The 11,898-nt window shown below is 58.1% G+C and carries 12 protein-coding genes and 13 tRNA genes; all 25 read left to right on the forward strand.

Annotated elements, in window-relative coordinates; genetic code table 11:
• The first annotated feature begins 250 nt into the window (after positions 1 to 250).
• Positions 251 to 328 (forward strand) — tRNA-Arg (locus JNN07_02730).
• Between the two features lie 4 nt (positions 329 to 332).
• Positions 333 to 405, forward strand: a tRNA-Thr gene (locus JNN07_02735).
• A gap of 89 nt (positions 406 to 494) precedes the next feature.
• Positions 495 to 569, forward strand: a tRNA-Cys gene (locus JNN07_02740).
• Positions 570 to 974: 405 nt separating this feature from the next.
• Positions 975 to 1,062: transfer RNA gene (locus JNN07_02745), tRNA-Thr, on the forward strand.
• A gap of 98 nt (positions 1,063 to 1,160) precedes the next feature.
• Positions 1,161 to 1,236, forward strand: a tRNA-Arg gene (locus JNN07_02750).
• Between the two features lie 5 nt (positions 1,237 to 1,241).
• Positions 1,242 to 1,325, forward strand: a tRNA-Leu gene (locus JNN07_02755).
• A 223-nt stretch (positions 1,326 to 1,548) separates the two neighbouring features.
• Positions 1,549 to 1,632, forward strand: a tRNA-Leu gene (locus tag JNN07_02760).
• A 248-nt stretch (positions 1,633 to 1,880) separates the two neighbouring features.
• Positions 1,881 to 1,956: transfer RNA gene (locus tag JNN07_02765), tRNA-Arg, on the forward strand.
• 4 nt (positions 1,957 to 1,960) lie between these two features.
• Positions 1,961 to 2,034 (forward strand) — tRNA-Gly (locus JNN07_02770).
• 7 nt (positions 2,035 to 2,041) lie between these two features.
• Positions 2,042 to 2,116: transfer RNA gene (locus JNN07_02775), tRNA-Val, on the forward strand.
• 5 nt (positions 2,117 to 2,121) lie between these two features.
• A tRNA-Val gene (locus tag JNN07_02780) sits at positions 2,122 to 2,197 on the forward strand.
• Positions 2,198 to 2,203: 6 nt separating this feature from the next.
• Positions 2,204 to 2,281 (forward strand) — tRNA-Glu (locus JNN07_02785).
• A gap of 468 nt (positions 2,282 to 2,749) precedes the next feature.
• Positions 2,750 to 2,823, forward strand: a tRNA-Gln gene (locus JNN07_02790).
• A 442-nt stretch (positions 2,824 to 3,265) separates the two neighbouring features.
• Positions 3,266 to 3,850: an HNH endonuclease gene (locus JNN07_02795; GenBank protein MBL9166641.1), complete on the forward strand. Its 585-nt coding sequence runs from the start codon at positions 3,266 to 3,268 to the stop codon at positions 3,848 to 3,850.
• Positions 3,851 to 4,258: 408 nt separating this feature from the next.
• The gene (locus tag JNN07_02800; protein MBL9166642.1) at positions 4,259 to 5,050 is read left to right on the forward strand and encodes a methyltransferase domain-containing protein; all 792 of its coding nucleotides are present in this window, start codon (positions 4,259 to 4,261) and stop codon (positions 5,048 to 5,050) included.
• A 268-nt stretch (positions 5,051 to 5,318) separates the two neighbouring features.
• Complete coding sequence (locus JNN07_02805) at positions 5,319 to 5,612, forward strand: hypothetical protein (GenBank protein MBL9166643.1); 294 nt, start codon at positions 5,319 to 5,321, stop codon at positions 5,610 to 5,612.
• Between the two features lie 2 nt (positions 5,613 to 5,614).
• A complete protein-coding gene (locus JNN07_02810) occupies positions 5,615 to 6,367 on the forward strand; it encodes a hypothetical protein (GenBank protein MBL9166644.1) in 753 nt (250 codons plus the stop codon).
• A 337-nt stretch (positions 6,368 to 6,704) separates the two neighbouring features.
• Positions 6,705 to 7,043: a hypothetical protein gene (locus tag JNN07_02815; GenBank protein MBL9166645.1), complete on the forward strand. Its 339-nt coding sequence runs from the start codon at positions 6,705 to 6,707 to the stop codon at positions 7,041 to 7,043.
• A gap of 46 nt (positions 7,044 to 7,089) precedes the next feature.
• The gene (locus JNN07_02820; GenBank protein ID MBL9166646.1) at positions 7,090 to 7,401 is read left to right on the forward strand and encodes a hypothetical protein; all 312 of its coding nucleotides are present in this window, start codon (positions 7,090 to 7,092) and stop codon (positions 7,399 to 7,401) included.
• A gap of 77 nt (positions 7,402 to 7,478) precedes the next feature.
• Positions 7,479 to 7,712 carry a hypothetical protein gene (locus JNN07_02825; protein MBL9166647.1) on the forward strand — a complete coding sequence of 78 codons (234 nt, stop codon included), beginning with the start codon at positions 7,479 to 7,481 and terminating at the stop codon, positions 7,710 to 7,712.
• Positions 7,713 to 7,879: 167 nt separating this feature from the next.
• On the forward strand, positions 7,880 to 8,233 hold the full coding sequence (locus JNN07_02830) for a hypothetical protein (GenBank protein MBL9166648.1): 354 nt from the start codon (positions 7,880 to 7,882) through the stop codon (positions 8,231 to 8,233).
• Entirely contained in the window at positions 8,230 to 8,556 is a 327-nt protein-coding gene (locus tag JNN07_02835; GenBank protein MBL9166649.1) for a hypothetical protein, read from the forward strand. The genes JNN07_02830 and JNN07_02835 overlap by 4 nt, the downstream gene beginning before the upstream one ends.
• Complete coding sequence (locus tag JNN07_02840) at positions 8,553 to 11,201, forward strand: hypothetical protein (GenBank protein MBL9166650.1); 2,649 nt, start codon at positions 8,553 to 8,555, stop codon at positions 11,199 to 11,201. Before JNN07_02835 ends, JNN07_02840 begins: the two co-directional genes overlap by 4 nt.
• Positions 11,202 to 11,209: 8 nt before the next feature.
• The gene (locus tag JNN07_02845) at positions 11,210 to 11,596 is read left to right on the forward strand and encodes a hypothetical protein (GenBank protein MBL9166651.1); all 387 of its coding nucleotides are present in this window, start codon (positions 11,210 to 11,212) and stop codon (positions 11,594 to 11,596) included.
• A partial coding sequence (locus tag JNN07_02850; protein ID MBL9166652.1) for a hypothetical protein occupies positions 11,593 to 11,898 on the forward strand: 306 nt, incomplete at its 3' end. The genes JNN07_02845 and JNN07_02850, both read left to right, overlap by 4 nt.

Genomic DNA, 11,898 nt, shown 5'->3' on the forward strand with positions numbered 1-11,898 from the left:
CCGGACTGGTGTCCGTCGTCGCGACGTTCCGACCGCTCCTCACTTACAAGACACGCAAGCCTCGACGGTAGCGTGTCCACATCGCCAGGGAGGAAGTGAGGCCACCGAGTTAACGTCTGCCCGCGAGCAGCGACTCGATGATCTCATTCTCTGCGGCAACAGTTTTAAGTCCGTGAATGCAAAGCAGCCCGCGCACTCTGCCCTTCAAGCAGAACCTAATCGGTGCAAGTCCGATCACGGATGCCATTTTGTCCGCGTAGCTCAGTTAGATCAGAGCGCCACCGTGCGAAGGTGGAGGTCGCAGGTGCAAGTCCTGCCGCGGACGCCATTTTGCCTCTGTGCCTCAGCAGCCACAGGACGGGTTTTGTAAACTCGTAATCGTCGGTGCGAGTCCGACCAGAGGCTCCTATGAGTGGTGATCATGATGTAACAGCAGCATCACGCCCCGTGAAGGCGTTTGTGCCGGTGCGAATCCGGTTGGTCACCCCAATTTTATCCCGTTGGCCGAGCAGTTCAGGCGGCGGTTTGCAAAACCGCAGAGGCTGGTGCGATTCCAGCACGGGATTCCATTTCTCCGAGCATAAGTGTTGAGAGATACACGCCGGTCTTCCAAACCGGAATACAGGGCGCGCTACCCTGATGCTCGACCAGCCTTCGCCCAACGGAGTGCGGAGAGGTTGCCGATCCTAAGGTTGAAGAGCGTAGGCAGCCCTCCCGTTCTCGAGCTAAGCTTCGGCTTGGCAGGCCATTTTTCGCGACGCGAATACCGGTGTCAGCCAGGACTTCACAGGCCTGTCTGCGGCGGTTCAACTCCGCCTTTGTGTCGCGTCCTTTCAGGGTTGCAAGCATTGCAGCGATGCAGCGGTCTCTTAAACCGCAGAGCACGGGGCAGCACCGTGGCGACCCACCATCTTTCGCTCTGAGCCAGGAGTGCCCTGGCTCAGAGCTACGGATGCCAAGCCATTTTCCATTTCGCCGATGTGGCTCAGCAGCGACAGCAGCAGTTTCGTAAACTGCCGGGCACATGGCCCCACGAGAGTGCAAGTCTCTCCATCGGCTCCATTTAGAGGGAGAACTGCAGACTGACAATTAGCGGAGAGAGCTGCTGGGCATCATCGCTCAGTCAGGTCTCCTACTTCTGCGACTCTCCTTCAACTTTTGCTCCCGTAGCTCAACTATCAGAGTGCCGCGCTTCGAACGCGGAGGTTGCAGGTGGGATTCCTGCCGGGAGTGCCATTCACGGGCATGTGGTTAAACCCGAATAGCAGAGGGTCCAGACTCAGAATCTGGCAGCCTTGGGGGTGCAAGTCCCTTCATGCCCACCAGCCTTCGCTCTACCGCATTTAGAGCGAGGCTGCCACGCAGTAGCACGTAGTGCGAAGGCGGGCCCCGCCTTCCATTACGCGAGCTTCGGCCTGGCGAGCCATTTCACGGCGCCGGGCTTCAGCGGGAAAAGCAGACCCCGGCGACTTAAAATCGCCGAGCCTTCCGGGTGCAAGTCCCGGGTCGCCGATCATCCTTCGCTCGTCGAGCCAAGGCTCGACAAGCCGGCGTGTGGTTCACAGGGAATAGCAGACCGGTTCGGCTCAAACCCGAACAGCCTTGGGAGTGCAAGTCTCCCCACGCCGACCAGCCTCCGCTCTAGGAACTTCGGCTTGGCAAGCCAATGTGGAATGTCAACCGGACGAGCGAGCCGGACCTGTTTGCTAAACAGTGGGCTCCCCAAACGGGGAGTGTGGTGCGAGTCCACGGCATTCCGCCATTCATGCGCGCGTAGCTCAAAGAGAGCCGGCGGCCTTATACCCCGCATCGCACTAGATCAGTGCCGGGTTCCGGAGCGTTACCGGACGCGCGTACCATTTTGATGTCCTTGATTCTTTGTCCCCATAGCTCAACGCACAGAGCGGGCGCGTCCTAAGCGTCAGGTTGTCGGTGAGAGTCCGGCTGGGGACACCAGTTTGCGGGTGTGGTTCAATAGCAGAATGCGGCCGTGCCAAGGCCGAGACGACGGTGCGATTCCGTTCACCCGCTCCATTTCCAGGGGAGCGTAGCTCACCAGCAGAGCGCTCGCTTGACATGCGAGAGGCAGAGAGGGCAGCACTCTCCGCTTCCACCATTTTTGAGGGTATAGCTCAGTCAGCAGAGCGGATGCTTTACATGCACCAGGTCGAAGGCGCGATTCCTTCTGCCCTCACCATTATTTGTCCCTGTGGTGTAGTCCAGCCAACATGCCTGCCTCTCATGCAGGAGATCACCGGAGCGAAGCCGGTCAGGGACGCCAGTTTCGATTGCCCCCAAAGCATTGTCAGCGATGCATTCGCTCGGTAAGCGATTTAGCTCGGTGCAACTCCGGGTGGGGGCTCCGCAGTCGAGCCAGTGCTCAAGTGGGTTTCATAAGCCCGCATCGTCCGGGGCGGCACCGGAGACTGCGACCAGCCTTCGCCAAGGCTTCGGCCTGGCGAGCCATTTTTTCGCGGAACCTAACGCAGAGGCACGCCGCCGAGAACATCGACAATGCAGGTGCAACAGCCCCCGCGAGCATCAGTTTTAAGGAGTCGAAGCCACAGCAGACCGGCACCCGGCTTTTACCCGGATAAGGTGAGGTTGCAACTACCTCCGGCTCCACCAGCCTTCGTTCGAAACGCAGCAACAGCAGGCGGCCCACCAAGGCACGTCCTGCGTAGGCGGTCCTTGACTCGCCATGGTTGCAGGCATGCACTTCAAGCTACGGCTTGGCATGCTAATTTTTTGCCTCGTGGTGTAACAGTAGCATGTCGGGCTTTGACCCCGTTGGCCTTGGTGCGAATCCAAGCGAGGCAGCCAATTCTCGCCCGGTGGTGAAATAGAATCACGTCTGGCCTACACCCAGAAGTCGGAGGGGCAGAACCTTTCCGGGCGATGATTCAATCAAGAGAGCAGAATGGAGAATGCAGAGTTGGAGGTTCCCAGATTCTGCACTCCACATTCGGATGGGGCAGCCATTTTCCCGTGACCGTGCACAGGCACCAACAAAGAACAAACACCTAGACCCAAAAACGCGCATGGCCCGGGCTCGATCTGATGCAAGATCTTGGCGGGCATGACTTTTGTCGAAGCTCTCCGTATCACTTTTTCGATACGTCTCACTTCGACGCAAGCCATGCCCATCCAAGCTATCGCATATCTCGACACCGCTCCATTCGCCTTTTTAGGTTAACCCCAAAGGGCAACCGATGTGAACGGATTCTTAACTCATAACTGATAACTCATAACCCGTAACTTCCCCATGCTCGACCTACTGAACAAAGCGATAGTGCTGGTCCTCAACCGCAACTGGCAGGCAATCAACATTCGCACGCCAGCGGACGCGTTTTGCCAGATGGCTACCAACGTGGCGACGGCACTCGAGATTGACGGGCAGAGCCACATTCGTCCCGTCACGTGGGAAGAATGGCTTACCCTCCCGATCCGTGCCGGCGACAATGCAGTGCATACGGTACGGGGTGCCATTCGTGTTCCCACAGTCATCGTCTCGTTGAACTTCGCGAAGGTCCCGAAGAAACGTCCTCGGCTATGCTCAAAATCGATTCGCGAGCGGGACGGCAACCGTTGCCAGTACACCGGCAAGCTGCTGCACCCGGACGAAGGCAGCCTCGATCATGTCGTACCCCGCTCACGCGGGGGCACGGACACTTGGGAGAACCTGGTTTGGTCCGCGAAGGACGTCAACCAGCACAAGGCCGACCGCCTCCCGCATGAGGCAGGCCTTAAGCTGCTGACCGTCCCGCGGGCACCAAAGGAACTGCCGGTGACATCCCTGCTCCGTAACACCCACGGCCTGGCGGAGTGGAAGCTGTTCCTCAAGGAATAAACTCACGAGGGAGCGGGCGTCAAAGCTCGCTCCCTCAAGGCGACTACAACAAGCTCAAGTTACCCGAGCCCGACAGTTCTGATCTTGAAGGAAGAGCACTCCGCATATGCGTTTAAGTTCGGCTCCCGCGCCGGAAGCCTCAAAAACTCCGCACCAGCACTTCTCGATGTCTCCCGAAACCGTCCAGTGAAGAGCGACGACCCGTCCTGGATCAAGCACCGACAGCCGAGCGCAAATCTGTCGGGGGCGTCCGTAAGGTTCCTCGCAACTCGGTCATGTCACTGCCCCAGACGGACGCATTGTCGATGTCTTCACATGCAGCAATGCTGTATGGGTTGCCGCCGAAAGGTGTAAGATTAGAGAACTTGTGGCGGGACGCCGGGAAGTGTTAAGAAGCATCGGCGATGCATGATGCAAACCTCTGAAAACTACACTCCCGGGTATACCCAGAACGCCAGCGACTTCATGGCTCAGCGTTCTGCTAAGACACACGCGGCCTTCTTACTCCCTCACCTTCGCGATTCGCTCCGGTTGCTCGACTGCGGTTGTGGCCCGGGTTCCGTGACGTGCGATTTTGCCCGAATTCTTACCGCTGGTCGGGTCACGGGAGTTGACCGCGAGGAATCGCAGATTGAGCGGGCTCGCAATCGGGCCGCCAGCCAGCAACTGCAGAACGCCTCATTTCAAGTCGGTTCCATTTACGAGCTGCCGTTCCCGGAGGCTTCTTTCGACGTGGTGTTCGCTCATGCCGTCTTCGAGCACCTGGCTTCACCCGCCGCCGCGCTGGCGGAGTTGCACCGTGTCCTAGCGCCCGGAGGCTTGATCGCATTGCGCAGTCCCGATTGGGGGGGCTTCATCGTCGCGCCTGATACGGATGGCCTTCAAACGGCCATCAGCCGCTACATGGAGATCCAGACTGCCAATGGCGGCGATGTCCACGTAGGCCGCAAGTTTCCGGGTTTGCTGCGTTCGGCGGGCTTCCAATCGCGCTCATTCTCGGCGACCTACGAGTGTTACCAATCGCCTCCGTTTATTGGCGAATACCTTGCCTTGCGTCTGGCAGCCTCCGGTGCGCAGGCCGAAGCGGAGGCTCTCCGGGAGTGGAGTCGCCATCCCGACGCTGTCTTTGCCCAAGCTTGGTGCGAGATCCTCGGAACTCGTAACGGCAGTCAACCCATTGGAGCCAGTAGCCATTGTTGATGGGCACGATAAGGCTAATCTCAGTTCCAATCGAAAGAGCGCTCCGGCGCGAAAACTTTGCGGGGGCTGGTGTTGGGCAGCCGCACCTCGCCACCGCGATGAGGTTTGAACGTGGGGTTGACGAAGGGATCGGCCGATGATCAACTCCGTAAAACCCCGATGAGAAGATTGGTGCAGCCCTGGGCGACGCACGCCGTCACCATGCGATCAGGCACTTAATGTTCGAGTCATCGGGTTGATCGACCGAGACGAAACTTTGATCAAACCTATGCAGGATGATGATAAATCATTGCCCGGGATCGATGTTCTCAACACGGGCTACGGGGACTTCGAACTGCGCTTCGACCCAAACAAGCCCGACGAGGTCGAGCGAGCCAAGCAAACCATCACGGACATGCTGAAGAGAGGCTATGCCATCTTTGTCCGCCAAGGTAAGGAGACCTTTCGCGTCCGTAAGTTCGATATGGACAGGAACGTTTACATCATTGGCAGCACGCCAGCCGAAGAAGTTCCTATCGCCGAGGCTCGGGCGACTGCGGTTGGCCGTTCAGCAGGAGGCTAAGCTTGTCCACCGATTCGAAACCTAAAGTGGGCAAGGAGCTGGTAACACTCGCCGAGGCGTCCCGACTGGCGGCTGAGGCCTCCATCGAACATCAAGACTGGTCGGGGCTACCGATACCAGTGGTCGGGTTGGACCTGGTTTTAGAGCCACGATATAAGCACCAAGGGCTCAGCGATTTTCGTTGGAAGGAGTTTTATGACGAGGAAGGAAATCGTCACGCCATCGAAGAGCCGCCTCCGCCAACAGCGTCAGAGTTCCAGAGGATCAACTCATGGTGGAACTCCCGGTTCCAGGTGAGTGTAATTGTCGTTCGAGACAAGAACGGGCGCTCTCAAGTTCGTTTCCTGGCTGAGGACAAGATGGCATTCACTCTGCGCACATTGGAGGCCGCTGCGGTTTGGCCTGTGGAGGCGGAAAAAAAGGCGCAGCAGAAACTTGCGGAGCTGATCCCGGCAGAAGCATTCGAGCTCTACTCGCTGACCGGACAATTTGCCGAGGAAAGCAGCCGCAGCGGGGTGACATATCTGTTCCGGAGGGGCCGGCCGACCATCGCCCTACGAATGAATGAGGAGTGCTCCTACTCGCTATGTGCGCTCTGCCTCCACCCCATCGGCTACTATGCGGATACCTGGGCTGGGGTCATGTGTCCGACCGATGAGGTCATAGCCCATTTGCTGATGATGCGGGGTTCCGAAGAAAAGTATTGGGCAAATGCCAATCAGCATCCACTGGATAGGCCGGCCGCTGGAGTCTAGACACGGAACCTGAGTGGAGAATCAGGATTAGGGAAACTCCCGACACGGGTCGCCACTGGCGGTTGGGACTGCCCGAGTTTCCATGCCCCCCGACCTCCTCGCCTTGCAACGAGGCCGGCGACCTTCTACGTCGACACCCCTCGCTGAGACGCTTGAGATCACTCGCAGGCAGGCAGATCTCGACTCAGAGCCTCATTATCGATCTGGAGTCCACAAGTCTTCAGAAGCTCGTTGGTACTCTGCCAATACACCATTACTCGGTTCGAGGCGATCCTGCCACGCTGACGAGATTAACCGGACATGCCGGTTCTTCAACCGCGGATGACGAAGGCAACCTATGAACTTTTTGACCGTAACGGCGATGATCGAGTCCTCGCCAAATCTTCTTACCGCACTTTGCCCAAACCAGTGTTTCATCCCTCTGAGCACTTCTCACCCCAGCACCACGGTTGAGCCAACTCACTTAAGCCCATTCATCGAGATGGGCGGAATGATCGCGGAGACAGTGGTAACCCTCATGCTCTGCTTTGGAGCAGCGCAGGTAGCGCATGGTTATATGAAATTTTGGACGGGCGATACCGAGGCAGGAAGGCAGGCCACTCTTTGCGGTGTGGTGACCATCGTCATTACGTTCGTGCTGAAGGTGGCAGTTCAGGTCATGACCACAACTATTTGAAATTTCCTGAAACACACATCACCGATCTCTCTGATACAGGGGTGATATGAGTCCTGAATATGAACGGTTCATGCGCCTCCAGAGATGGCCGGCGATTCTGACGCGAGAACAAACAGCTTGGGCCCTGGGGTTTCAGCTTCACGACATCGCCACGCTGATGCGCAAGCGTCTGCTGCGGCCGCTGGGCGATCCCGCGAACAACGGCTCGAAATTCTTCGCGACGGTCGAAATCGAGGAACTCGCGAAGGACAAACGGTGGCTGGGGAAGGCCCGTGACGCCGTGAAAGACCACTGGCTTCATAAAAACAATACCACCCCCGACTCAGGCACAGCAGATGGCGACCGTGTTGCTTCTTAAACAAGCAGGAACTCCGAACCAAATAACGGACGCGATTCAGCGACTTCGCAGTTCTCAAAACCCACATCCCAATCCCAATGATAAACGCTCTTTTAAACTTCTTAGGAACACCACCCAGCATTCTCAACATCATTCTGCTTGCTGGATTCATTCTGGGCACTGTTCTCGTGATTCGGGGGCTGGTCGAGATGAGGCAGATGCCGGGCACTCTAGGCATGCTGAGTATCACTCTGGGCTGTGCACTCATATTGACGCTGATGATTCTGTGGAACCTTTTTACGAGCATGATCGATACGCAGGATCGTCCGTGACCCTGAGTATTCAAGATTTGCGACCATACCTTTCGCGGATGCGTACGCGGAACTCCCTCATAACCGGCGGTTACTCCCCCACTACCCCCTTACTCCGACTCGGTGAAAACGGCCAGCATGAACCCAAGACAAAGCGTCACGACTCAACCGGAACCTTCTGAAACAACATGATGACCATAGCTATCGAGATTCTTCCGTCGATGAACCCGCTGCTCGCTCTTTCGGACGCGATCCCGATCGAACCGGCGCTCTCATTGTTCAAATTCCTCTCCAACGCACCGGTCCTCGCCGCTGCGAGCGCTGCCGACTTGATGGCCAAGCTCAAGGAGGTCCTCAACATCCTGATGGCCTTCGGATTTCTTTACGGAACGGTCCGCATCATCGGCGGAGCAATGCAGATCCAGAGAGGTGAAACGGAGGCGGGAAAGCAGAGCATCATCGCAGGTGCCTTGATCGCCTCCGCTCCCATGATCATGAGGGTCCTCTTCGGGATCTTCGTGGATGGAGGGGCTCCGCTGTGATTGAGAACGATGAATCGCTTCGTTCCACGGCGACGAATGCCGCAGGCGAAGAAGCGGAGGGCTCGATCTGGAAAATTCGATACTCGTTGTTGTGGGTTGCATCGGGAGGCGTACTCACCGGGAGCATCATTTTCGCTGCACTCTTTCAAGGAGGTTCCAGCCTCCCCTTCAGTGCGGTGGTTGGTGGCCTCCCGGCTGGCCTCGTGCTGAGCTGGGTGTGGTTCAAACAAACCCATCCGCCGGCCCATGATACCGATCTCCTCGCACTCTGGATCAGCGGCCCTGGTTTCGGTCCTAATCCCCCAACCAAGGACTTAGAATGATCTGCCCTGACGCACTTCTGCTCCGAGGCCTGATCGTATTCCCTCACGTCGCCTCCCGGGGCTTCAGCCTGACGCTTCCAGACCTCCGGCACGCCGGACCTGAAGTTTTGAACGGCTTCAACGACGCCTGGCAGAACATCCTTCTTCAGCTTCCCCCTGGCATGGGAATGCAAGTTCAAACCACGCGCGACAACGACCTCCAGTGCCATCTTGATCGCTACACCGAGAGGAGCGCCGCTGATACAAATCCATGGTCGCGACGGGCGCGTCAAGAACGCGCTCAACGCTACCAGGACCGACTCAACGCCGGAACCCTTTACCGCCAGCGGGTGGTGATATTTCTGTGCGAGCCTCTGAATGACGCCCCTTCATGGCTCTCCTCTCCGCTTCACCTGGAGCAGCGGTATCGGAGCGTTCTCGATCAGGTGGGCGCAAATATCGAACGACAGGCGGACAGCATTCGCCGAGCACTGGCGCCCTTTGGTGCATCGGTCACCGCTCTAGATGACGCTGCACATCATCGATATTTTGCTCATCTGCTTAACCCCTCCTTGGTTCATCGGCCGAAATTCGACGTGGCAGCCACCTTCGACCCTTCGCGGTCGGTTCATGCCAACTGCTGGTGGAGCGAGGCCCAGGGGCAGCCCTTCGGCTTTTTGATGGATGGTTATTACCACACCCAGCGGGTCGCCACACGCTGGCCAGCCACCACCAATCCCCTGACGCTTCAACCTCTCTGCGATCTGGTAGGACCGAACTATCGGTTCACGGTCAACCTCGCTCCAATGATCACGCAGCAAGTGATCCAGAAGGAGGAGCGCTCCCTCCGCCGCCTCGAGGGTGAGTATGAGAGCACGAGGAAACCCAGCCTTCTGCCGGCGATTGAAAAGAAGCGGCGGCGTGTGCAGAACCTCGCAACTGGCCTGCTCCGCCCATTTGAAGCCGAGTTTCTCATCCACACGTGGGCCGACACTTTGGAAGGGATGATGGCCCAAGGGGCGGCGGCGGAGCAGGCCATGCGGACGGCAGGCTTCCAGTATTATTCGCCAACACTGCCCACCACGCACCATCGGCTGTTCGGACAGATGTGGCCGGGCTACCCATTTGGCAGCTACCCGCACTATCGTCTCTATGCCGAATCCACCTTCGTTCCGGACCTGGTGCTGCTCAGGCCCAGCTTCACCGGACACCTTGATGAGGCGGAAGCACTGTACGAGGGGGTAGACGGCTGTCCGGTGGGCTTGAGAACTTCCTCCTGTGGCTCGCCGCAACACCTTCTGGTGATCGGCGGAACAGATTCAGGCAAGTCCATGCTCCTCCAGGATTTACTTACCCAGATCTGGCCCGAGCTCGGCCTGCTCTTCCTGGTCGACTATGGGGGTTCATACGAGGTTTTGGTGCGGGCGCTGGATCCGACGTGCCAGATTCTTGCGATTCGTCCCAACGCCGGTTTCGTTTTCAATTATCTCGATACCCAGGGCGGCTTGCTGACAAGCGAGTTCTTGGGAGGGGCGGCGACCATGGTGAGCTTGATGGCTGGGATGAACGGGGAACAGGAGGATCGGAAAGCCCGGGCGGTAGCCGCTGACGCGATTCGGCAACTTTACCTCCATCGGTTCTCCCAGCTCGAACGGGAGCAGCCGGAACGCGCCATGCGAATCGCCCGAACCACGCTTGCTTGGGAGCAATTTCGCACTTCCGATCCGATGTCTGAAATCGTCGGATCGTTTACTGATTATCGCGATTGGACCAAGGCCAATCCCGATGAGGCCCAGGCCAAAGAGCAGTCCTTCGCTGAGGAGGAAGTGGTGAGAGCCTTAAAGGACAACCAGAACCGGCAGCGGATCGCGGAAATGGCCTGCGCCTCGCTAGCCCCTCACGAGCAGCCCACGCACGCGGAACTTAAGGACTGGCTTCGCCTCTACGCATCAGCACAGCACGAACCTCTCGCACTCGAGCTTTCCAAACTCTTAAAGGAGTGGTGCCGCGGTGGTGCCAATGGGTCCTTCCTCGATGGCATTTCGACGGTGTCGTTCGATGGTCGGCTGATCTGCTGGGAACTAGGTCAGGTGGGCACAGAGATCCCGGCGCTGCGCCAGATCGCCCGCCATCTCGTGTGGACCCAGAGCCAACTGCAAATCACGGGCCGATCCCGCGCCATCCGTAAACTGGCGTTGTTCGAGGAAGCATCGAAGTTCTTGGACCTCCCTGGGGCAGACTCCCTGTTGAGTCACGGTTATGAGGAGGCACGAAAATTCAACGCGGTCTACGCAGCTGTCATCCAGCAATACAGCCGGATTCGCCAGCTGCCGATTCGCGCAAGTCTCATGGGAAATTCACAGCAATTCCTTTTGTTGAGACAACATGACATAGCCGACCTAACAGGACTAGCGGAGGACCTTGGTCTTCCCGTCTCTGTGACTCAAACTATCAAATCGTTCGCGGAGCCTGCTAAAACTGGCTACTCCGCTTTTACGCTGTTCGTCCGCCATGCCCCGCAGCCGATCTGCGGTGTGGTACATCACCGGCCTTCCCGGGAGATGTACTACGCGAGCTGCTCTACACCCACCCACGTCGCCAAGCGCCGTCAGGACATGAAAGGTTCGAGCGATGTGATTCAAAAGATTCAGGAGGCTTCGCAATGAGGATTCTTGTGCTCCTTGCCCTTATCTCGACGGTCGGCTGCGCCAACCCTTGGGGGCGTCTGCTCACGGACGCCGCTGCAGGCGCAGGGGGCGGTCGGCTAGCCTCTGAGCTTTCCAAGGGCGACCCCGGCTACACCGCCCTCGGAACTGTGGCAGGCATTGGTGCCGCAGAAGGTGCCCGGGCCTGGAAACTCAGCCGGGACAAGAAGGCGGAGGAGGCGACCACGCAGCGACGTCGCGGCCAGGAAACCAAAGAGACCTACTTCCAGCAGCAGGAGCGGCATCGCCCGAAAACGTCGTCGACATTGCAGGTCCCGGTTCCGCTCCCCGAACGAGTCACCCAAGACGGTGTGCGGCTGGAACCCGCCACCCAATGGATCGAAATACATCAATGAAAACTACTCTATCCATCGCCCTGGTCATGGCCTTGGGCCTCCAATGCAGCCTCGGGCAAGCCGTCGTTCACGATCCGTTGCTTGAGTTTGTCACAATTACTAACCATTTAGCCCAGTTAGCCAGGATGGCCCAAACTATCCAGGAGCTCCAGCAGACCAAGGATCGTTTAGGCGATGCCGCCTCGATTCTGAGCATCTCCGGGGTTGGCGAGACCCTCCTCCAGATCGCTCAAACCGGCATCGGCCAGTCGCGCACTGCCATCGCCAGTATCGCCAATTCTGCTCTGGCCTTCGCGTATCAG

It is taken from the genome of Verrucomicrobiales bacterium, assembly GCA_016793885.1.
Taxonomy (GTDB): Bacteria; Verrucomicrobiota; Verrucomicrobiia; order Limisphaerales; family UBA11320; genus UBA11320.